Raw genomic sequence first — 22481 nt, forward strand, 5'->3', positions numbered from 1 at the left:
TTCCGATAACGAAAGGGCGAACGGCATTTTAGAAAGCAGAGGGCGGGTTCGTATTTCTCCGGCTAAAATACTGTATTTTTGCGGCAACTTTAGAATAAGACATGGGTAAAAATTTTAAAATGGTCGCCAAGACCCTCTTTGGTTTCGAAGAGATTTTGGCCAAGGAAATCCGTAACCTCGGTGGCGGCAATGTAGTAGAAGGGGTAAGAAACGTAGCTTTTGAAGGCGACACCGGCTTTATGTACAAGGCCAATCTATGTTTGCGTACGGCTATAAAGATCATTAAACCTATTCATTCTTTTTCGGTTCGTAACGAAAATGAACTTTATAAAAAGATCTATGCAATGGATTGGGCCGAGTACCTTTCGGTCGATACCACCTTTGCTATAGACTCTACGGTCAATTCCGATAACTTTACACATTCACTCTACGTGTCGCAAAAGGTTAAAGATGCGATTGTAGATAAGTTTAGGGATATGGACGGCAGTCGACCCAATGTTGATGTCAAGTTTCCTGATGTACGGATCAACATTCACATCCATAACGAGCATTGTAATGTGTCTTTAGATAGCTCGGGAAGGTCTTTGCACCAAAGGGGTTATCGTACCGCTACCAATATAGCACCGATCAACGAAGTGTTGGCGGCAGGTCTTTTACTCATGAGTGGATGGGACGGGCAATGCGATTTTCTAGACCCCATGTGTGGTAGTGGTACCATGCTTACCGAGGCGGCTATGATCGCCTGTAACATTCCGGTAAATATCAACAGAAAGGAATTTGCCTTTGAAAAATGGCATGATTTCGATCAAGACCTGTTCGACAAGATCGTTGAGGTAAGCTTGAACAAGGTTCGCGAATTCCACTATAAGATTGTCGGTTACGATAAGGCGCCATCGGCGGTCCGTAAGGCCATTGATAATGTAGAGAATGCCAACCTCTCTGAATATATAAGCATCGAACGAAAGAATTTTTTCGATACGGAAAAGTTCACCGAAGGTAAATTGCACATGGTTTTCAATCCTCCTTATGGCGAGCGATTGAGCTTAGATATGGAAGATTTTTACGCTTCTATAGGTGATACCTTAAAGCAAAAATATCCCGGTACTGAAGCTTGGTTCATCACCTCCAATATGGAGGCCCTCAAATATGTAGGATTACGCCCCTCACGAAAAATAAAGGTATTCAACAGCCACCTTGAGTCACGCTTGGTAAAGTATGTCATGTACGAAGGCAGTAAGAAGGCCAAGTATATGAACAAGAATAAGGAAGAGTAGGGCAGGGCAGGGCTTCCCCACAATGCTTAAAACTATTGTCTTTTCGGACGTTCCTTGGCTTCGGGCTTCGGCTCAGGTTCGGGCTGTACCTCTTTCTTTTTTGGCTCGTTCTTCTTTTTGTAGAGCGGGATCAGGTAACTAATGGAGTAATTATAGCCTACGCCAAAACGACTGCCATCGGTAACTTTGTTGAAGCCGGGTATAAAAAGGTCATCAAGCTCGTTTTCGGGGCGTTTGTTGGTTATTAAGATGCCTAGGCGGGCACTCGCCCCAAAAAAGAGGTTTCGCAATACTTCAGCCTTGAGGCCAACAACAAACTCCAACCAAGACTTATTGCGGCCTTCGTATTTGCCAAGGGCATCGGTGCCAACGGCAAAATCGTCAGGGTTCCAATAACGGTTGGTGTCAAAAATCTTATAAGCGTTCAATTCTTGGCTAAACGTACTGAAAGCGTAACGCCCGCCAATGTATATCATGTTTTGTTCACCGTACCAATTGCCATAGGTGTTATAGTCTATCCCTAGTTTGATGTAACTACCCGATGTGGTAAAGTTGTACAGGTCGCCATCTTCACTATCGACCAATGCGCCGAGGGGGGTGCCTATCGTTTTTTTCTCATTCCCTAGTTCGGCGGCCAAATAAAGGTTTTGGGTAAGTCGGTAATCCCCGACCAATTCGAGTCCCGTATAATTGTCTTCGAAAAAGGAAACCACAAGCCTGCTCAAGTCGGCTCCGACCCTAAGGCCGTAACGTTGCTTGTAGACCGTGGTGTCTTTTTTGTTCAGGTCTATAGGCTCGCTCTGTGAGGATCCCACAGCGATAACCAAAAGAAAAAAGAGACTAGTGAAATATCTTAACATGGGCAGAAGCTGTGTTTTCAATAAGTGCGTTATCTACATCTATGGTCTGGATCCAGACCGAGTCGTCTTGTTTTACGGTTACGGTTAAGTTCTCGAAATTGGCGATGTAGCCACAGGCCCGAGATTTGTACAGTTCCGTTACATCGTAATTAAAGGTTAGGGTATCTACATTGATGTCATCGATGCTAAGCTGTCGTGAAAGGGCAAATGACGTGCTGTTGGCGTCTACCCGCAAGGGCAAGACAATGGAATCTAAAGCCACATTGGCTATGGTGTCTTTTCCTCCGGAAGGCAAAACACCCCAGACAATTAGGTTTTGTACATCCTTGAATTCCGTAGGGTTTAAGACATCGTAAAAACGAATGACCAGTTGGGGCGTATCATAATCGGTACAGATGTCGTCTTTTTCGCAGGCGGAAAAAGAAAGAATACCCAATAGGATGATAAAAAGTATTTTGAATCTGTTCATAAAGCTATAGCTTTTTCAAAAGTACGATATTTTCAACATGATGTGTTTGCGGAAACATATCTACCGGTTGTACTTTTATTACTTGGTAAGTATCTTTCATTAAGGCTAGGTCGCGGGCTTGCGTAGCACTATTACAACTGACGTAAACTACTTTATCAGGAGCTATGTTCAAGATCTGTTGAACCACATCTTTATGCATCCCGTCCCTTGGGGGGTCGGTAATGATAACGTCGGGCGTACCGTTGGCCTCTATGAATTCTTGGTTGAAGACATTCTTCATATCGCCCACAAAGAAGTCTACATTGTCGATTTCGTTACGTTCGGCATTGGCCTTTGCATCGGCGATAGCTTCGGGTACCGATTCTATTCCTACGACTTTCTTGGCCTTTTTGGCCACGAATTGGGCAATGGTTCCAGTGCCGGTATATAGGTCGTAAACGAGTTCGTCTCCCTTTAAATCGGCGAACTCACGGGTGAGTTTGTACAGTTCATAGGCCTGGGCCGAGTTCGTTTGGTAAAATGATTTCGCGTTGATTTTGAACTTCAGGCCTTCCATTTCCTCAAAAATATGGTCACGACCGGAGAAGCAGACAATTTCTTGATCGTAAATGGTATCGTTCTGTTTTTGGTTGATTACATACAAAAGCGAAGTAATTTCGGGAAAAGTTGCTTTGAGATGGTTCAACAGAAGTTCACGTTTTGCTTTGTCGTCTTCGTAAAACTGTATCATGACCATTAGTTCCCCTGTCGAGGCCGTGCGTATCATAAGGGTGCGCAATTGCCCGTGCTGATTCCTCGGGTTGAAAAATGTGAGTCCGTTTTTAATGGCAAAATCACGGGTCTCCAATCGAATGGCATTGGAGGGATCTTGCTGTAGGTGACATTTTTTTATGTCTAGGATCTTGTCCCACATTCCGGGAATGTGAAATCCGAGCGCGTTCTTGTCCGTAAAATTATTGTCCGATTGTATTTCCTCAAGGGTAAGCCAGCGGCTATCTGAAAAGGAAAACTCCATCTTGTTACGGTAGAAATACTGCTCTTTTGAACCCGATATAGGTGTAATTTCGGGTAGTTCTAAATGTCCGATCCGTCTTAGGTTGTTTTCTACTTCCTTTTGTTTGTAGAAAAGTTGGTGCTCATAGCCCATATCTTGCCATTTGCATCCCCCGCAAACCCCAAAATGTTCACATTGCGGTTCTACACGTTTGTCGGAAAAGTTGTGAAAAGTGGTAGCGACACCTTCAAAGTAAGCCTTGCGCTTTTTTGTGGTCTGTACGTCTACAATGTCCCCAGGTACGGCGTTGGTCAAAAAAATAACCCTTCCGTCGGGCGCTTTACCAATAGTTTTTCCTTTTGCACCGGCATCTACAACCTCTACGTTTTCGAATACCTGTCGCTTGTTCTTTCTTCGCATGCCGCAAAAGTAAGCATCCCGATGCATTTATTATAACTATCGTTACGATCGGACTTATTAAAAATAGTTAAATATGACTTTTGTCTTGTCCGTACCGTATAAATCAGGTCCGTAGGGGAGGCTAGATTAGGGGGGATATAGACTTAATGCAGGTGTAAAGACTTGATAAGGAAACATTTGGTCGCTTTTTACAAGGTTCTTTTTATAACTGCCAACTAATTTTATTAAGTTTGCAGCTCTACAAGGATGATTTCTCTCCTACGCTGAATTTTCGAATCTTCGAAAGGAAAAAGGTATAGAAGGAATTACTGAAGTTTTATTTAAAAGTAATTTTTATCATGTCAGTTTTAGAAAAAATCACTTCTGAAGGTGCTATTGCATTGGAGGATAAGTACGGAGCACACAACTATCACCCATTGCCAGTGGTACTCACTAAGGGAGACGGGGTTTATGTTTGGGATGTTGAAGGGAAAAAATATTATGATTTCCTTTCGGCCTACTCCGCAGTAAACCAGGGGCATTGCCACCCGAAAATAGTCAAGGCCATGACCGATCAGGCGCAGACCTTGACCCTTACCTCAAGGGCGTTTTACAACGATATGCTCGGAAAGTATGAAAAGTATGCCACGGAAACTTTCGGCTTTGACAAGTTGTTGCCTATGAACACAGGTGCCGAGGCCGTTGAGACCGCATTGAAAGTGTGCCGAAAGTGGGCCTATGAGAAAAAAGGCTTGAACGAGAACGAGGCACAGATCGTTGTTTGTGAAAACAATTTTCATGGAAGAACCACCACGATCATTTCGTTTTCGAACGACCCGGTGGCCCGTAAGAATTTCGGACCCTATACGGCCGGATTTATTAAAATAGAATATGATAACCTAGAGGCTTTGGCCGAGGTGCTTGAACAAAACCATAACATAGCTGGTTTTTTGGTCGAGCCTATTCAAGGGGAGGCGGGAGTATACGTTCCTTCTGAAGGTTATTTAAGGAAAGCCAAGGCATTGTGCGAAAAGCACAACGTACTTTTTATAGCCGATGAGGTCCAGACCGGAATAGCCCGAACAGGTAAGATGCTGGCAGTAGACCATGAGAACGTAAAGCCTGATATCTTGATATTGGGAAAAGCGCTTTCTGGAGGAGCTTACCCCGTTTCCGCTGTTTTGGCCAACGATGAAGTTATGGGGGTGATCAAACCTGGAAACCACGGCAGTACTTTTGGCGGGAACCCTATTGCTGCGGCCGTGGCCATTGCGGCATTAGAGGTAGTCAAAAATGAGGAGTTGGCGCAAAATGCCGAGACACTCGGACTACTGTTCAGGGATGAGTTGAACAAATTTATACCGAACTGCAATGTGGTGAACGGCGTAAGGGGTAAAGGGTTGTTGAATGCAATTCTTATCAATGATACGGAAGACAGTTCGACCGCATGGGATATTTGTATGGCCCTAAAGGAAAACGGACTTTTGGCCAAACCTACCCATGGCAACATTATTCGCTTTGCACCGCCCCTGGTAATGAACAGGGAGCAACTGTTAGATTGCGTTGAGATCATAACAACAACATTGAAACGGTTCGAGAAATAAAAAAAAAGCCTGAAACTTAGTTTCAGGCTTTTTTGTACATCTATCTTTCGGGTTTAGAAATCGCCGTTTGTGGCGGCCGCTACAATAATGGCGGCAATGGCGCCAAAGTATATAATGGCTATTAGCAGGTAAATGGCCGCTAAGATCAAGCCTACATATGACAGGGTCTTTCCGGTCTTTACGTTTTCGATTCCCGTGTACTGACCATTACTTTGGTCATAGGTTCGCTGTGCGGTTTTCGCGTTAGACAGGCCTATAAAGCTGAAAATAGCGCCAAAGGGTCCGCAGCAAAGAAGCGTCAATACTATGGAAAGAATTCCAAAAGTTAAGGCGTTACTAGCGCCCGGTAGGGTTTGTTGTGTCATTTCTTATCCAAAAAGTTCTTCCATTTTTTCACGTATCATTTCAGGGTCTTGCATATCTTCAAACCCGAAGAAAGCAATCATACCTATGGTCATCATTAGATAAAGAACGCTGAGTACGATACCGATAATAGCAAGAATTTTTCCCGTTTTTACGTTGCCGTAATCCGTATAGTTTTCTGGGTTTTCCTGATAGATGGAGGTGGCTTTGTTCGCTAAGACCAAGGCAACGATACCGAATATAAGACCAAGAATACCATAACAGCAACAGGTGACTATCGAAAGAATTCCGAATACAAGAATTAAAGTAGCATTGGGTAATTTGTGTTGTTCCATTTTTTAGTGGGTTAGGTGAGTCATTTTAAAAATATAGTTAACTATAATAATAGAGCCGCTTAGTATACCAAGGGCCATTTTTATATGGGTGTCAAAACGAAATCGGATAAATTGACTTGCAAAGGCGAACATTACAAGTGGTATAAGGGTGAAAATTGCCGGATACATATCAAAGGCCGCACTGAAATCCCCCTTAAAAAAAAGTACAATGGAACGCTGAAGACCACAGCCCGGACAGTCGATGCCGAAGAGCTTTTTGTTCAGGCAGGGTAGCATATAATCTTCAAGAGTCAATAAAAAAGTAGCTAACTGCATTTTTACGGTTTAGCAATTCTATCACGAAAATTACCATTATTTTTGTGGATACAAAACAAATTATGGCCGTTTTTCAAATAGGGGATAAGGTTGAGACTATAGATGATGTCATCTCGGGTAGGGTTACTAAGCTTTCCGGGGCTACGGTAACTATTGAAACCAATGACGGGTTTGAGCTCGATTTTGAGGCGAACGAGCTGGTTCGGATCGATACGGGGGATATCCGGGTCAGCAATTACGAGATAAGCCAGGTGAAGGCCGAAAAAGAACTTCCGAAGAAAAGAAGAACCCAGGTCTTAAAGCCCAAAGAACGCAACGCCCCCAAGATGGAAGTGGATCTGCACATTCATCAGTTGACAAAGTCAAGCAAGGGCATGAGCAATTATGATATGCTGAACCTTCAGTTGGATGCGGCCAGACGTCAGTTGGAATTCGCTATGAGAAAGCGGATCCAAAAAGTGGTATTCATTCACGGGGTAGGGGAAGGCGTGCTCAAAGAAGAGCTCTATTACCTTTTTAGACGCTACGACAATGTAAAATACTACGATGCCGATTACCAAAAATACGGCCTGGGCGCTACCGAGGTCTATATTTACCAGAATACTTAGTCGGCTACCGTTGTATAGGTGCCCAGCACAAAGTTGTCGATGGCCGATAGCGTTACATCGGCGACATCTTCACCGTCACCTTTTAGGACAAGTAGTAAATTGTTGATCGAAATAGTGTGCGTATAGGTAATGGCACCAGTTCCATCCGCGGCGTTTGCAACGGTCTCAACACTAATGGCTCCGCTCGAAGACGTAAAATCAAAACTTATGATATCTTCTGAAAGCGCTGCGTCGGTGCAGATCATGTCATCGGTTACTATAGTGTTTAATACGGTGTACTTGAACGCTCCGTTTTCCAAGGTCGAGGTTCGGGGTTCTCCTGCCGTGGTGGCCGCATTGGCTATGGTTGTGAGCGGTATATCCAAGGAAACGTATTCGTCGTTTATCTTTTTGTACAACCTTAGGCTACCGTCTACAAAGGCATTTTCGCATTCGGTAAAATCGGCAATGGCTTCATAATTTGAAAAGGGCACATCAAGTCTGGCACTTATTGGTGTGGTCGTCTTAAAGGTTCCGTAGGTCATGGTCGACGAATCGGTTATGCTTTCGTTTTGCTCGTTGGCCAAGGAAAGGCCGGTAATGGAAATGGTGTGCGCATAGGTCTTGGTATCTTTTGAGACCGTACTCACATGCGTTTCTATGTCGATATCACCTGCCGTTGCCGTGTTTTCTTTGGTTACGGATGGTTCTAGTGCGGGTATGGTAGAACAGAAATAATCTTTGGAAACGTCATCGTCGAATAGCCTGTAAATGAGGCTTGATGCCGAAGGTAAACTCGATTGAAGCTCATCGGCCTCCGAAGTCTCGTTTTTGAGTAGGCCACTGGCCAAGTTGAGCAATAGGGCCTCGTCACCGTCTATTTTAAAGAAAAACGTGGTTTCAAGGGGATCGTCAAGGTCTCCGCACGTCTGAACATCTACAGCGTCAAAATCTACCCGTTCAATTTGTAGATCGCCATCGTCACAGGCGCATAAAAGGGTCAGTATACCTAAAAGTAGCGTTTTCTTCATGTGCCAAATTTAATGGAAATAAAGGACAAGTTTATTGGGAATTAGGGAGAAATTAACTTTAATTCCGCTAATTTTGACCGCTCTTAATTGAATTTTTAGGTGATGAAAAAGGTTTATTTAGATAATGCGGCCACTACTCAAGTACGGGAAAATGTAATCGCAAAGATGCAAGATGCCTTGGCCAATTTTTACGGCAATCCTTCTTCTACCCATAGTTTTGGCCGTTCGGCAAAGACAGCGGTAGAGAGTGCCAGAAAAACGATTGCGAAATATATGAACGCCCATCCTTCGGAAATTATTTTTACTTCTGGGGGGACCGAGGCCGATAACATGATTTTACGCTGTGCCGTTCGCGATCTGAAAGTAGAAACGATCATTACTTCTAAAATAGAACACCATGCCGTACTTCATACGGTTGAAGACTTGGCGAGTGAAAAGGGTATCAAGGTTTTGTATGTTGATCTTGACGTATTTGGCAACCCCGACCTTTTGCATCTGGAAAGCTTGTTGAAGCAAGACGATTCTAAAAAGTTGGTGAGTTTAATGCATGTAAACAATGAAATTGGCAATAAGATCGATATTGCAGCGGTTTGTGAACTTTGTCATTCCCACGGGGCGCTTTTTCATTCGGATACGGTGCAGTCTATCGGACACTATCTCTGGGATGTAAAAGCCGTTCCGGTCGATTTTCTTACGGCCGCGGCCCATAAATTCCATGGTCCAAAAGGAATAGGGTTTGCCTATATCAAGAAGAATTCAGGACTCAAACCTATGATAGCGGGCGGTGCGCAAGAGCGTGGTTACCGCGCGGGAACCGAATCGTTTCACAATATTGTAGGGCTCGAAATGGCCTTTGTGGAGGCATACGATAATCTAGAGGCCGAGACGGCTTATGTTACCGAACTGAAATCTTACTTTATTGATCGAATGAAGGAGGAGATTCCTGATGTAAAATTTAACGGTCATTCGGGCGACTTGGAAAAAAGCACCTTTACCTTGGTGAATGCCTGCTTGCCCATAGATTCACAGAAAGCGTTGATGCTTTTGTTCCATTTGGATATGAAGGGGATAGCGTGTTCAAAAGGAAGTGCTTGCCAATCGGGAAGCGACCTAGGGTCACACGTGCTTGCCGAGATTCTGTCGGAAGACGATTTTAGGAAGCCTTCGCTACGGTTTTCTTTTTCAAAATACAACACCAAGGAAGAATTGGACTATACCGTTCAGGTGCTCAAGGAGTTCGTGGAAAAATAAAAACTCCCTTTTCTAGAGGGAGTTTCAATGTTTATTTTTGCTTTCGGTCTTTTCGTTTTTCCCGGTCGTACGGAAACTTACGCGCCGCGAGTTTCATCATACGGTCGATAAGGTCGGTCGTATTTTTTCCTGATTTTTTATTGATTTTTTTTTCGTATTTCCAGAGAAGCTTTCCGGTATTGCCATCGCTAATTTTTACACCGATACGGCCATAGTCTGCATTTCCCGAGAAATAATCCATAAAGCTGAACTCTGTAGGTATACCTTTTGAAAGCAGTACGTTGAGGTCCATATTTCCACTAATGATGCCATCTACCCCCAAAATTTCACTGAGCTGTTTGGTGGTGTATACGTCAATGTTATTGTAATCTATATTGTTTTGGGCCAGTATGGCATTGGTATTCTTTACGTCTTGAAACTCTACCGAGAATTTCTTTTTCTTTTTGCGTCTTGAAAAATAGGTCTCTAGGGCGTTCTGTACGGCGTAGCCTTCCTTTTGTTCGAGGGTGCTTAATTCTTCCTTTGAAATATCGTCCTTTAACTCAAGATTCGCCAAAAAGGGAATGATGGCCAAAACTTGGTGGCTGTCGCTCAGGTCATCAAATTTGTCACTTTCGTATATATTCTTTTGAGCGTTGGCAAGAACAGTGGTCAATAGTAGTACGGCAAAAAAAATCTTCTTCATCAGTTTGTCTTCTAAAAGCGCATGCGGAGCTTTAGGTTCAGCACACGACTTGTCATGAAATTAGGAACGGCAAATTGTTGTTTGCTGTCAACATCCCGGACCCATGTATTTGTAATTGAATTTTGATTGTTGAACAAATTAAAAATCTCAACGCCAGCGCTCAGTTCTTTAAACCGGTGCAACCAGTGGTTTTTTTGATAGGTTCTGTTTCCGCCTACAAAAATATGCGAAATTCCCAAATCGGCACGCTTATAATCGCGTAATCTGGTGTTGTAGAGATATGGGTCGGAATAATTTGGCGAACCACCGGGTACGCCAGTGTTGTATACCAGGTTGAGGTACATTTTGAAATTGGGGAATTCGGGGATGTAATCTTGAAAGAGAATACCGAATTTCAATCGCTGGTCCGAAGGTCTGGCTATATATCCGCGGTCGTTACTGTTTTCCTCTGTTTTTAAAAAGCCGATGCTTACCCAAGATTCGGTGCCGGGTACAAAGGCCCCGTTTAACCTTAGATCGGCGCCATATGCATAGGCCTCGGCATCGGTATTGGCCGCGTAGCGTATACGAACGTCTTCTAGGGTGTAGGTGTTGACGTGGTTCAATTTTTTATAATAGACCTCGCTTATGAGGGTAAAGGGGCGCTGCCAAAGGTTGAACGAATATTCGTTGCCTCCCACAATATGAAGTGATTCTTGAGCCTTTACATTGGGGTTGACCGTGCCCGTTCGGTCACGGAGTTCTCGGTAAAACGGGGGTTGGTGGTATAGGCCGCCGGAAAGCCGAAAAAGCATATCCCTTTTCCAATCGGGTTTTAAGGATATTTGGGCACGTGGACTCACGACGGTCTGTGACGAACTTGAAATTTCTGCCCCGGAAACCGTCCAATGTTGGGCCCGTAGCCCAAGATTGTAATGCAGGGCGTGTGATGCTAGGTCTAATCGGTCGCTAAATTGCACATATCCTGAAAAACGGTCGGTCTTTACAAAATTTCTGGCGTTTATCCCTGAATAGGCCTCGAGGGGGGCTTCAAAGGGGGTTTCGGGCTGATCGTTGATGAATTCGGCTCTTGGCGGACGAACGAAATACCCCGCAGAATCGATAAACTCCGATTCCCGCAATTGGTCGCGAATATCTTCATGGGTGTATTTGATGCCCCATTCCAATAATTGGTTTTTCCTTGTAAAGCTTCCTTTATACGATAGGTTGAATATCAGGGCGTCAAGCTCGTTCCTGGCGCGCTTATACTGACTGCCTACGCCTCGTATGTCGGTAGGGACGCCAAAGGAATCGCTAAAGGGGTCGGTGTTGACGTTGCCTAGATAGTATTGGGCGATGACATCGGAATATTCTTCTTCCGTGGTATGGTAGAGCGAGGCTATTAATTTCATCGTAACATCTTCGTTCACGAAATAATTGGCCTTTAAGGCGCCAAGGATGGTGTTATAGCGATTGTGCTCTTCTCCTTGATAATAGATTTGAAGCGATTTGGGCTCGGCTATTGTTCCAAAATTCGTTTGCCTGTCACGCGGTTCGTTTTGATAATCGTTGATTGAAACGTTGCCCAAAAAATCGAGGTGGAACTTTCTTGAAAACTGGTAGGTCGTAAAGGTCTGGAAATCGGCAAAAGTGGGGTTGAAGTTGGTGTTGATATCTTGACTGTTGACGAATAGGCTGTTGTTCCGATAGCGGATACCGTTGATGGTGCTCAGCTTTTTGTCTTTGGAAACGGCTTCGGCCGTTGCGCTGGCCCCTAAAAAGCTAAGGTCGAGCTGGGCACCGTTCTCGGAGGGCTTTTTGTAGGTGATGTCCAATACGGAAGACAGTTTGTCGCCGTACTTGGCCTGAAAACCCCCAGAGGAAAAACGTATGTTACGAACCATTTCGCTGTTGATAAAGCTCATACCTTCCTGTTGGGCAGCGCGTACTAAAAACGGTCGGTAAACTTCTATGTCGTTTACATAGACCAAGTTTTCATCGTAATTGCCGCCACGTACGTTGTACTGGGTACTCAGTTCATTGCTCGAAGACACTCCGGGCAGTAGTTTTAGAATGTTCTCCACACCGGCATTGGCACCGGGTATGTTGTGGGCCATATCCTGACTTACCGTAGTCACCCCTTCAATGTTTCTTTTGCCCGTAGGCGAAACGGTGACACCGGCAATTTGTATAATATCCGATCGTAATACCGGACTGAACTCATAGGTTTCGTTGGTGTTGAGAACAAGGTCGCGCAATACCACGTTTTTATGGCCTATATGTGAAAAGGTCAGGGTTATGGGCTCGTCGGCGGTTACTTGAAGCGAATAATATCCGTTTTGGTCTGAAATAGTGCCTTTGCTTGCTGTGCTGATATTTACCTCCTCTAAGGGCTCGTTGGCCTTATTGAACACGATACCGGTCACGGTAGCGGTTTGGGCGCTCATACTAAGGGTAGCACCTAGGAACGCAAGAAGGAGAATAAGTTTAGGGCACTTCAAAAAGGTGTCATTTTCTATAGAAAGTACTGGTAAAGGTATTGGTGTTACCCACATTATCGGTTACGGTAACTTCAAGGTGACATTCTTTTTCGTTAAGGATGACATCGTCGAAATTATAGGTAATCGTGTTGGTTTTAGGCTCGTATTCCATTAAGATCCATTTACCGTTCAAGGTGGCCGAATAGGTGTCTATACCACTGAGGTCATCGGTAATGCGTAGACTAAGATAATGGTAATTGTTCAGCCATTGTTTTTCCTTGAAATTCTTTGGTCGGATCTTTGGGGCCACCGTGTCTTTGGCCAAGGTATAGGTGCCAAGGTAGCGCGTGCGCGTTGTAAAGGTATTTCCCCGTTTGTACGTAGAGGTATGTGATGGACGCAATCTACTGTCAAGTCGGGCAATGAACATTTGTTTTTTTTCGGCTTCGCTGTATTTTGAGACGTCGAAGGTTATGGTGAAATTACGGTGTGCCGGTACACGGTTGTTGTGTATGGTTACCGTATCTTCGCCCTTCTTCAGGTCGATATAGAAATTGTCGTAAAAGGTATTTGCGGGAAAGTAGACCTTGGCGCCCCCTAAATCGTAATTGTTCGGCTTTTTGGCAATGACGTAGTTTTCTGTTTTTTCTTCGTCTTTGTCGATTTTTGTAGGCTCGGTTTTTCCCTCTATCGGAATGATGGCCTTGGTTTCATTGCCGGCGTAATCTTTTATCAATAGCTCGACCTTGTAGCTCAATCCTTCCTTGACTTCTATTTTTCCATCGTTCTCAAGCTTGTTGTAAATGCTCAGGCGGTTACCCGGGGCCTTGTACAAGCGTTGTATGCGTTGACGGTATTTTCCGTAATGGTAGTAATCGATCAGGGTGTTGATATATCGGGTTTCCCCGAAAGAGAACGATTCGAAGTCGTAGTCGGTATATACTTTTCCGTTGACAAGCTGCTGAACCGAATAAACGCCATTGTGGTTGGCCGCAAGATCTTGTCTGTCATATCCTACAAAGCCCAAGCCAATGGTTCCTGTGGCACTGACCGGGTCGGCCAGAAAAGTACCGTCTTGCTGTCGGGTAAAATTAATGGCCGTGGTATTTTTGTTTTGGTTGATCTGTGCGTCATCCGATAAGGGAAAACCATAGAGTTTCAATAAGGTAGGGTTGGTTGCGTCCCTTACATCAAACCCGTAAAGTAAAGGGTTTGTCGGCTTTTCGGAAATACTGCTTCGAATTTCAAAATGGAGGTGGGGTCCTGAAGAACCTCCGGTATTTCCGCCATAGGCGATGATTTCACCTTTTTTGACCTTTATCTCGGCATAATCGGGAAAATCCTCTACTTCGTACGCTTGTTTTTTGTATTGTAGTTTTTTTACAAATTCCTGAATCTTAGGGGCAAATTTCTGTAGGTGCCCATAAACCGAGGTGTATCCGTTCGGATGGGCTATATAGAGTACCTTTCCGTAGCCCCAAAGGGAAACCTTGATGCGGGTTACGCTGCCGTCGGCAACCGCATAAATGGGTAAGCCCTCGCGTTGCTGGGTCTTGATGTCTATACCTGAATGGAAATGGTTCGAGCGCAACTCCCCAAAGGTACCGGCGAGTACCATGGGTATATCAATGGGCGAACGGAACGCATCTTGTGGATACTTTTCCTGGGAAAAGCCAAAAACAGAAAATAAAAATGAAAGACCGACAAAAAGTTTTCTCATAGTTCTTTAGAAAGAGATACGAAATTAGCCAAACGATTTGAATTCTTGAAAATATAGAGGACCAAAAATATCGTTAGGTGTTTCAACAACGTTTTTTAAGGCGTTAAAGTATTACTTTAAGAATAATTGAAAAAAGTATTGCTAGGTAAGGGCAGGTATGTTAACTTTGTGTAAAATGCATTGCGTTTGATTTATGAGTGAATTGGTCAAAGTTGTCGACTCTTTAGAGAATAAAATAAGCAAGCTTTTGCATAAGTTGGAGGTGCTGAACCAAGCCAATGCCAAATTGCAGGAAGAGATTGCCGTACTGAAGGAAGATAAAGACCACGTGTTGAATTCGGTTTCCGTTTGGGAAGAAAAATACAACTCGTTGAAACTTGCAAACTCAATGCTTGGCAGTAATACAAATAAAACTGAAGCTAAGCTTAAAATAAACACATTGATCAGGGAGTTGGACTATTGTATAGCACAACTTTCGGAATAATGTTCAAAAGATAAAATGTCAGAAAAGCTAAAAATAAAGCTTTCTATTGCCGATAGGGTGTACCCTTTGACCATTGATCCAAGCCAAGAAGAAGGCTTGCGAAAGGCGGCGAAGAACATCGAGCAATTGGCGAAAAAGTTTGAACAGAGTTATGCCGTAAGAGACAAGCAAGATGTATTGGCCATGTGTGCCCTGCAATTTGCCTCTAAAATTGAGCAACGCGGTATCGATCAATCGGAAGGGACCCAAAATGCGACCGAACGCCTTAAAGCGTTGGACGAATTGATAACTTCAAAGCTTGGCGTCAAATAAAAAACGTTCTTTAAAATAACATAAGTTACTGCCCACATTGGTATTACCTTTTGACAAACTCAACATTAATTTTGTTTAAAAAGGGTGAGTTTAGATTGTAAAAGCAGGCCCTACCCGTATAGGGATCCTTGATCAGTCTTGTAGCCCTAAACCTGTTTATTGGAGTTTGTACAAAACTTCGCTAATGTGGGCTTTTTTTATGAATTGGTTTGAGCGCCCAGGGTCGGTACCCCCTATTTTTTACGTACCACTTTGAACGCTTAGGTCGATTCGAACCTAAATATTTGATATATGGATAGTGCAACACTTATAATAGCCGGTATTATCGGCCTTGCAATTGGCTTCGCCATTGCAAAATTTATGGAAAAGGGCAAAGCCTCAAAAACCCTTTTAAACGCCAAGAACGAGGCTAACTCTATAATTAATGCGGCCAAAGTAGAAGGTGAGAACATTAAAAAAGATAAAATCTTTCAGGCCAAGGAGAAGTTCTTGGAACTTAAGGCCGAGCATGAAAAGGTAATTATCAGCAAGGACAAAAAAATCGGGGAAGCCGAAAAACGTACACGTGACAAAGAGTCGCAAGTAAGTAACGAGTTGGCCCGAAGCAAGAAATTGAACAGTCAGCTCGATAGTAAATTGAAGGAAGTCGCCCATAAGGAGGAGTATCTTGAAAAGAAACAAAGCGAACTGGAAAAGCTTCATAAGAACCAAGTACAACAGCTAGAGGTTATTTCAGGACTTTCGGCCGATGATGCCAAAGGGCAGTTGATGGAATCGTTGAAGGAAACGGCAAAGACCGATGCTATGGCCTATATTCAAACTACTGTGGAAGAGGCCAAATTAACCGCACAGCAAGAGGCCAAGAAAATCGTGATCAATACCATACAACGTATCGGTACGGAAGAGGCCGTAGAGAATTGCGTTTCGGTTTTCAACCTTGAATCCGACGATGTAAAAGGTAGGATTATCGGTAGGGAAGGACGAAACATTCGTGCTCTCGAATCGGCTACTGGTGTTGAAATTATTGTAGACGATACACCGGAAGCTATTATTCTTTCTTGTTTTGATTCGGTCCGTCGTGAAGTCGCACGCCTTTCGTTGCACAAATTGGTAACGGACGGCAGGATACATCCGGCACGAATCGAGGAAATCGTTAAAAAGACAGAGAAGCAAATCGAGCAGGAAATCGTTGAGGTCGGTAAACGTACCGTAATCGATTTGGGTATTCATGGGCTGCACCCTGAATTGGTCCGCGCTATAGGTCGAATGAAATACCGTTCGTCTTACGGACAAAACCTATTGCAACACTCTAGGGAGGTTGCCAAATTATGTGGTGTGATGGCCGCCGAACTTGGGTTGAACCCCAAATTGGCAAAACGTGCCGGACTTTTACATGATATAGGTAAAGTACCGAATACCGAAGCGGAAGTAGAAACCCCGCATGCTATTTTAGGGATGCAGTGGGCTGAGAAATATGGCGAAAAGCCTGATGTCTGCAACGCTATAGGGGCTCACCATGATGAAATTGAAATGAAGACGCTTATTGCGCCCATCGTTCAGGTCTGTGATGCTATTAGCGGTGCAAGGCCAGGAGCTCGTAGACAGGTGTTGGATTCTTACATTCAACGTTTAAAAGACCTTGAGGAAGTGGCCTTCAGTTTTGGCGGGGTTCAAAAAGCCTACGCTATTCAAGCGGGTCGTGAACTAAGGGTAATTGTCGAAAGCGAAAAGGTGAACGACGAAAAAGCGGCACAGTTGTCTTTTGAGATTTCACAGAAAATACAGACCGATATGACCTATCCGGGTCAGGTAAAGGTCACCGTAATTCGGGAAACCCGTTCGGTAAACGTAGCAAAGTAACATACCGTATACTTTATAATAAACAAAAAGGGCCCCGTACATACGGGGCCCTTTTTATTTGGTACCTATAATTTTTATTTGTGATAAGGACTGTCGACTAGTTTGTCTACTTCAAAAGTAGCTTCATAATTCGGCATTTGGCCGCTCTCCCAGAGTTCCTTGTCCTTCACCGAATAAACCCACAGGGGTTTTACAAAGCTTTTGGTCCACTCTTGGGTCTTGGCTATCATTTCCTTTAGGCGGTCGGGGTATCGGCCTGCTAGGTTTTTCTTTTCGCCTATATCTTGGGTGATATTATGTAGACGCCAAGGTTCGTTGCCCATACGTGTAATTTTCCAATCGCCCATTCGGGCGCCCACATCGTTATAGCCCTCGCGATAGCGCAATGAATAGATCATTTCATCTTTATAGGGTTCGGTGTTTTTCAAGACATCGTCCATGATATTTTTACCGTCAAGTTGCTTTCCTTTCGGAAGTTTTGCTTCGGCAAGGCCTGTGAAGGTAGGGTAGAGGTCAAGGGAGGAAACAGGAAAATCGAAACGCTGGTCTTTTTTGATTTTTTTAGGCCAATGAAAGAACATGGGCACACGATAGCCACCCTCCCAAGTATCTCCTTTGGTACCTTTTAGGGGATAATTGTTCGCACCGTGATTAAAATTCCCTCCGTTATCGCTTAAAAACACAATAAGGGTGTTGTCAAATTGCTTGGTTTCTTTTAAGGTCTGAACAATTTTGCCGACACCACGGTCTACGGCATATACCATTGCGGCATAGGTTCTTCGGTCTTTATCCTTTATATGGGCGAACTTGGCCACGTCCTCGGCCTTGGCCTGAAGCGGAACGTGGGGGGCGTTGTAGGCCAGATATATAAAGAAGGGTTGTTTTTTTGCCGCGGCAATTTTGATGTTTTTGATGGCTTCCCGTGAAAAACCATCCGTTATGTATTCGGTTTCGTTGGCGGGCTTCCCGTTGTGTTCCATGGGAAAGACATAGTCCCTGATATTTGGGTTGCCGGCTTTCTTTTGCGCTTTATAGGTCTTTTGGTACTCGGAAGGAAAATAGTCATGTCCTCCTCCTAAAAAACCATAAAAATCGTCGAATCCTCTTTTGTTGGGGTGGAATTTCGGGGCGGCTCCTAAGTGCCACTTACCGATGGCGCTTGTATAGTAACCTGCGTTTTGAAGTACTTTGGACATATAGGTCTCTTCAACGGGAACGCCCATATTGTCTTTGTCATCTTCACTACTATTGTGGAAAAGGTTGTAGGCCGTACCGGTGAGGTGTGGATATCGTCCGGTTAAAATGGCGGAGCGACTAGGGCCACAGAAGGGGTGGGCCACATAGGCCGATGTGAAAATGCTACCGTTTTGCGCCAAGTTGTCCAGTTCGGGCGTAAGGATATCCGTAGAACCGTTAAAACCAACGTCGGCATAACCGAGGTCGTCACATAAGACCACAAGGATGTTCGGACGTGTTTCTTGCGCCAGTCCGATGTTCGCAACCGACAGGACGGCAGCGTATAGAAATAGTTTAAAATGATTAAAGTGAATTGCCATAACTATAAATTTTAATGTTGATATTTTTTTAAAATGATGTTTTTCTTTTTTCATTAGTTTAGGGAATGTTGCTCTTTTTCTTTTTTGAATTGGGCCATTAGACGTGCTACAAGTTGAGGATTACTAGAGGCGATGTTTACCGTTTCCCCGGGATCCTTTTTGTGGTCGTAAAGTTCAAAATAAAGGGGTGACGCTTGCGTTAGTGTACGGTCTTTCCAGACAATAAAACGATATTGGTCGGTTCGCATGGCGTACCCCATTATCTTGTTTTCAAACAGGTTTCGGTCCCATTTCTCTTTTTGTTGTGCTTTGATCTTTAATTCGACCTCCTCGAGTAAGGGGCCGAAGTAGGTTTCCCGCATGGCGGGCCGCAATGGGTATGAGCCCCATTCCCGTAAGGCGGGTGAGGGAAATTGACTGAATACCGCTGTTTTCCAATCTTGTTCAGGGTGCTTTAAAAGGGGGGCAAAACTTTGCCCTTCTAAGTGTACCGGTTTTTCAATTCCGGCGAGTTCGCAAAGGGTAGGGTACATATCGATCAATTCTACCAGTGCTTCCGTTTGGACACCTCTATTGCTGTCGGGCATATCAGGGGTCCATATCATCAGTGGTACCCTTGTAGCAATTTCATAATTGGTGGCCTTGCCCCAAATACCCATATCGCCTAAATGCCAACCGTGGTCGCTCCAAACGATGATGATGGTATTATCGCGTATGCCGGCCTCTTCCAAGGCTTGTATGGCACGGCCGATCTGGGCATCTACATAGCTGATACAAGCTAGGTAGGCGTGTTTTAAGGTTCGGGCAAGTTCAGGGGGTAATTTTCCTGTTTTGGGTATGCCTGAACGGACCCGTAATTCAAATGAGGGGTGAAGCCCCATGGCGGCCCCATCTTTTGGCGGAGTACTGTCAGAGGCCATGGGAATCTTGCTTTCATCGTATAAATCCCAATACTTTTTAGGGGCTACCCAATTGAGATGAGGTTTGTGAAAACCGAGTCCTAAAAAGAAGGGTTGGTCACTCTTTTTGGCCATCTTCTTTATATCGGCAATGGCTAAGTCGGTATTATAGCCGTCGGCGTAGGTATTATCGGGAACCTTGGCAGATTCGTACGCGGGCCCCATGGCTAAACCATATTTGGCAACATCACCATACTTTGAGAACATTTCCTTTCGGGTTTCTTCTCGTAATTGTTGGTTTTCAGGAAGGGCGAAACCCACTACCGATTTGGGTTGTGGGCCCGGTACGCGACTCCATGATAAAGAATCGTCCAAATCGCCATGATGGAAAATTTTTCCGTAATACACCGATTCGTACCCATTGTTTTTGAAGTGTTGGGGCAAGGTAACAATATCGGGATGCAGCTCCCGTATTTTTAGATAATTATGGAAAATACCACTGGTCTCTGGCCTCAGTCCCGTAAGAACACTGGCCCGAGAAGGACCGCAGATGGCTTGTTGACAATAGGCCCTGTTGAATTGCAAGCCTTCACTTGCGAGCTTGTCTAAATTAGGGCTCCGGGCTATTTCCGAACCATACGACCCTAGTTCGGGCCTAAGGTCGTCTATGGCTATAAACAGAATATTCGGTTTTTTGCTTTCTTTTTTAGGGATACTGTTTTGTGCCGAGCTGCAGCCTACCGCTTGTCCGAGCAGAAAAAGAATACCGATAAATTTTGATAGGCTCATCTCTTTCAATCTTTTAGATTTTCATTTCCCTGTAATTTGAATCAATATTGTAAAGGCAACCAAACGGACATATCATTGACACCTCTATTTGCCCAAGCAAAATAGGGTATCATTTTAATTGGGGTTTTCTTAAGTTCGGTTTTTACCAATGGCTTGTATAATTGCTTTGACCAATCTTCATTTGGTAATATTTTGGCTTCGCCTTCCAAGACTGTGACGCCGGACAAAAGATCGGCTTCGTATTTTGGTTGAAGCTTTATATCTGAAGGAAGCACGATATCCTTGATATTGCTACCTGCCGCTAAGTCTTTACTTTCCAAACAATACACAATAGGGCCTCGTTTTACCGCTACTTGGTTTCGTGTTTCTTCAACGTTCGGGTCGGCGGTAATCAGACGAGGGGCCATTGGTAGTTCCAGCTCGACCACATCGCCTTTTTTCCATTTGCGGTTGACTTCTGCGTAGGACCCTGCTTTTGGTGATTGGTCTTGCTTCTCTCCGTTTACTTTTATATTGGCACCCTCGGCCCAAGCGGGAATTCGTAGCATGAGGGCATATTCTTTTTTCTTTTTGGAATCAATGGTGATTTTGATGTTTCCGTCCCAAGGATAATTGCTTTCTTGTGTTAGTTTGATGTTACTGCCATCGGCTAAATCGGTATCAAGGACATTGCTTCCGTATAGGTTTACCCAGATGCCTTTTTCCGAAGTGCTATAGGCATAGGTGTGCATTTTGGCGATGGTGCGTATGATGTTGGGAGGGCAGCAGAAAACCGACATAAATTCCCCGCGTTTGCCTTCGTCTTTGGTATTTTGGGGATGCCCCTCAATAAAACGTAAGGGGTTGGTGTAAAAGAAATGCTCACCGTCCAAAGAGATTCCTGAAATGGCGCTGTTGTAAAAAATGAGTTCCATGATATCGGCAAAACGTCCTTCGCCATTCATCAAGAACATACGCCAGTTCCACATGGCGTTTCCTATATTGGCACAGGTTTCATTGTAGGCTTTGATATTGGGTAACTCATAGTCTTGCCCATAGGCCTCGGCAACAATGGCATGATTTGAAATCCCGAAGTGATGCGGGCCTGTAGCTCCCGTTATGTACATCTTTTGGGTGCTTACGTTGGTCCAGATACGTTCTAGGGCCTCCTTTAGGGCCTGGTCTCCGGTTTCGGCATATAGATCGGCAACACCGGCATAGAGGTAATTAGCGTGACCTGCATGGCCAACGGCTTTCGATTCTTCCCTTATTGCGGTTCCCCTTTGGCTATGATCCATGCCACGGTGGTCTAGGCGATCTTTTGGCGCCGTACCCAACATATCTACAAATGTTTCCGTGAGCTCAAGGTATTTCTTGTCGCCCGTGGTACGGTACATCTCAATAAGGCCCATGTAGTGGGGCGGGTTCCAGTCAATACGTGCAAGTTCTGGAGAAGGTTCTTTAAAGTGGTCGTAAATATTGTCGCTTGCCTTGATTGCGATATCGAGAAAGTTCTTTTTCCCTGTAATTCTATAGTGTACGCAAGCGGCCGTCATCAGATGGCCAAAGTTGTAGAATTCGTGTGAAGGACCATTGGTATAGGGTTTTTCATCACTTTTAAAAGGATGTGCCGACTCGTGCAGAAAACCGGCAATACCATGGCCTATTTGAATTTTTGTGTGGATATAGCCGTCAGGGCGCTGTGCTTTGGCAATTACCGCGATAATCTCGTCCATCTGTTGGTTGATCTTTTCGTCTTTGGTCATCGCGTATTCGTAGGCCAAGGCCTCAACATACTTGTAAAAGTCCCCATCGGTAAAAGACCACCCCCTGAATTCGCCTTCCTCTAAACCGGCGGCTACTTTAAAATTGGAGTAGGCATGAATGATTTCGGGGTCGTCCATCAATCGGCCTAAGTTTGGGATCATAACCTCGTGCGCCTGCTTTAGTTTTTCGGCCCAGAAACCGTCTGTCCATCGACAGTCGTCGATATCTATGGTCTTTAGGTTCATATGAGGGGTTTTGGCGTTGTTTAATACCCCGTGTTCTTGCGCAAAGCTGCAAATGGATAATAATAGGGTGCTGGCAAGTGCAATTGTTCTTTTCATAGTTGAGTCTTAAAAAGATGAGTGTTTTATTTAAGTTGATAAGGCCGGTGTATCGGTACCGGAACCTTACAAATAAAGCACTAAAAGGAGTCTTTCCTTCTGCGTGGATTAACTGCCATTGGCACTATTCTATCTTTTTGGTATGGTC

The 22481-nt window shown here is 44.3% G+C and carries 20 protein-coding genes and 1 other RNA gene; 8 read left to right on the forward strand and 13 right to left on the reverse strand.

The genetic code is table 11. The annotated features are described in order from the left end of the window. Positions 1-101: 101 nt before the first annotated feature. On the forward strand, positions 102-1274 hold the full coding sequence (locus B4Q04_RS19775; protein ID WP_046287519.1) for a class I SAM-dependent RNA methyltransferase: 1173 nt from the start codon (positions 102-104) through the stop codon (positions 1272-1274). A 32-nt stretch (positions 1275-1306) separates the two neighbouring features. Here B4Q04_RS19775 and B4Q04_RS19780 read toward each other — a convergent pair whose 3' ends face one another. Genes B4Q04_RS19780 through rlmD form a run of 3 tightly spaced genes read right to left on the reverse strand, consistent with a single transcriptional unit; the run spans position 1307 to position 4017 of the window. Beyond that, complete coding sequence (locus B4Q04_RS19780; protein ID WP_013994462.1) at positions 1307-2134, reverse strand: DUF6048 family protein; 828 nt, start codon at positions 2132-2134, stop codon at positions 1307-1309. Beyond that, entirely contained in the window at positions 2115-2603 is a 489-nt protein-coding gene (locus B4Q04_RS19785; protein WP_088697826.1) for a DUF6452 family protein, read from the reverse strand. Before B4Q04_RS19785 ends, B4Q04_RS19780 begins: the two co-directional genes overlap by 20 nt. Before the next feature lie 4 nt (positions 2604-2607). Beyond that, on the reverse strand, positions 2608-4017 hold the full coding sequence (rlmD, locus tag B4Q04_RS19790; protein WP_088697827.1) for a 23S rRNA (uracil(1939)-C(5))-methyltransferase RlmD: 1410 nt from the start codon (positions 4015-4017) through the stop codon (positions 2608-2610). A gap of 338 nt (positions 4018-4355) precedes the next feature. Between rlmD and rocD the strand changes: the two genes are divergently transcribed. Then, entirely contained in the window at positions 4356-5600 is a 1245-nt protein-coding gene (gene rocD / locus B4Q04_RS19795; RefSeq protein ID WP_088697828.1) for an ornithine--oxo-acid transaminase, read from the forward strand. Positions 5601-5653: 53 nt separating this feature from the next. Here the strand turns inward: rocD and B4Q04_RS19800 are convergent, their stop codons facing one another. From B4Q04_RS19800 to B4Q04_RS19810, 3 genes are read right to left on the reverse strand one after another with little or no spacing between them, the layout of a single operon-like run. Beyond that, positions 5654-5965, reverse strand: a complete 312-nt coding sequence (locus B4Q04_RS19800) for a CCC motif membrane protein (protein ID WP_013994466.1) — start codon at positions 5963-5965, stop codon at positions 5654-5656. 3 nt (positions 5966-5968) lie between these two features. Next, positions 5969-6298 (reverse strand): CCC motif membrane protein, encoded by a 330-nt coding sequence (locus B4Q04_RS19805; RefSeq protein ID WP_013994467.1) that lies wholly within the window; start codon positions 6296-6298, stop codon positions 5969-5971. A gap of 3 nt (positions 6299-6301) precedes the next feature. Next, the gene (locus B4Q04_RS19810) at positions 6302-6613 is read right to left on the reverse strand and encodes a DUF2752 domain-containing protein (RefSeq protein WP_088697829.1); all 312 of its coding nucleotides are present in this window, start codon (positions 6611-6613) and stop codon (positions 6302-6304) included. A gap of 62 nt (positions 6614-6675) precedes the next feature. Between B4Q04_RS19810 and B4Q04_RS19815 the strand changes: the two genes are divergently transcribed. Beyond that, entirely contained in the window at positions 6676-7221 is a 546-nt protein-coding gene (locus B4Q04_RS19815; RefSeq protein WP_013994469.1) for a Smr/MutS family protein, read from the forward strand. Here the strand turns inward: B4Q04_RS19815 and B4Q04_RS22865 are convergent. After that, a complete protein-coding gene (locus B4Q04_RS22865; RefSeq protein ID WP_201723425.1) occupies positions 7218-8231 on the reverse strand; it encodes a hypothetical protein in 1014 nt (337 codons plus the stop codon). The genes B4Q04_RS19815 and B4Q04_RS22865 overlap by 4 nt on opposite strands. Before the next feature lie 102 nt (positions 8232-8333). Here B4Q04_RS22865 and B4Q04_RS19825 point away from each other — a divergent pair, with 102 nt between their 5' ends. Further along, positions 8334-9482: a cysteine desulfurase family protein gene (locus B4Q04_RS19825; RefSeq protein ID WP_013994471.1), complete on the forward strand. Its 1149-nt coding sequence runs from the start codon at positions 8334-8336 to the stop codon at positions 9480-9482. Between the two features lie 31 nt (positions 9483-9513). Here the strand turns inward: B4Q04_RS19825 and B4Q04_RS19830 are convergent, their stop codons facing one another. The 3 genes from B4Q04_RS19830 to B4Q04_RS19840 all read right to left on the reverse strand — a co-directional run bounded on the left by B4Q04_RS19830 (position 9514) and on the right by B4Q04_RS19840 (position 14346). Continuing rightward, complete coding sequence (locus B4Q04_RS19830; RefSeq protein WP_013994472.1) at positions 9514-10167, reverse strand: hypothetical protein; 654 nt, start codon at positions 10165-10167, stop codon at positions 9514-9516. An 11-nt stretch (positions 10168-10178) separates the two neighbouring features. Beyond that, complete coding sequence (locus tag B4Q04_RS19835) at positions 10179-12593, reverse strand: carboxypeptidase-like regulatory domain-containing protein (RefSeq protein ID WP_236631059.1); 2415 nt, start codon at positions 12591-12593, stop codon at positions 10179-10181. Positions 12594-12654: 61 nt separating this feature from the next. Next, complete coding sequence (locus tag B4Q04_RS19840) at positions 12655-14346, reverse strand: M23 family metallopeptidase (protein WP_013994474.1); 1692 nt, start codon at positions 14344-14346, stop codon at positions 12655-12657. A gap of 193 nt (positions 14347-14539) precedes the next feature. Between B4Q04_RS19840 and B4Q04_RS19845 the strand changes: the two genes are divergently transcribed. The 4 genes from B4Q04_RS19845 to rny all read left to right on the forward strand — a co-directional run bounded on the left by B4Q04_RS19845 (position 14540) and on the right by rny (position 17002). Then, positions 14540-14830 carry a hypothetical protein gene (locus tag B4Q04_RS19845; RefSeq protein ID WP_013994475.1) on the forward strand — a complete coding sequence of 97 codons (291 nt, stop codon included), beginning with the start codon at positions 14540-14542 and terminating at the stop codon, positions 14828-14830. 15 nt (positions 14831-14845) lie between these two features. Then, positions 14846-15142 (forward strand): cell division protein ZapA, encoded by a 297-nt coding sequence (locus tag B4Q04_RS19850; protein WP_013994476.1) that lies wholly within the window; start codon positions 14846-14848, stop codon positions 15140-15142. 57 nt (positions 15143-15199) lie between these two features. Next, positions 15200-15310: non-coding RNA, 6S RNA (ssrS, locus tag B4Q04_RS19855), on the forward strand. Positions 15311-15433: 123 nt separating this feature from the next. Further along, positions 15434-17002, forward strand: a complete 1569-nt coding sequence (gene rny / locus B4Q04_RS19860; protein WP_013994477.1) for a ribonuclease Y — start codon at positions 15434-15436, stop codon at positions 17000-17002. Between the two features lie 74 nt (positions 17003-17076). On the opposite strand, the gene B4Q04_RS19865 is transcribed toward rny, so the two are convergent. The 3 genes from B4Q04_RS19865 to B4Q04_RS19875 are packed head-to-tail and all read right to left on the reverse strand — an operon-like array spanning position 17077 to position 22333. Next, complete coding sequence (locus tag B4Q04_RS19865) at positions 17077-18558, reverse strand: sulfatase-like hydrolase/transferase (protein ID WP_046287960.1); 1482 nt, start codon at positions 18556-18558, stop codon at positions 17077-17079. Positions 18559-18611: 53 nt separating this feature from the next. Continuing rightward, positions 18612-20246 carry a sulfatase gene (locus B4Q04_RS19870; protein ID WP_013994479.1) on the reverse strand — a complete coding sequence of 545 codons (1635 nt, stop codon included), beginning with the start codon at positions 20244-20246 and terminating at the stop codon, positions 18612-18614. Between the two features lie 41 nt (positions 20247-20287). Then, complete coding sequence (locus B4Q04_RS19875) at positions 20288-22333, reverse strand: glycoside hydrolase family 127 protein (RefSeq protein ID WP_088697831.1); 2046 nt, start codon at positions 22331-22333, stop codon at positions 20288-20290. Positions 22334-22481 lie beyond the last annotated feature (148 nt).

Origin of the sequence: Zobellia sp. OII3 (genome assembly GCF_002211465.1) — a bacterium.
Classification (GTDB): domain Bacteria; phylum Bacteroidota; class Bacteroidia; order Flavobacteriales; family Flavobacteriaceae; genus Zobellia; species Zobellia galactanivorans.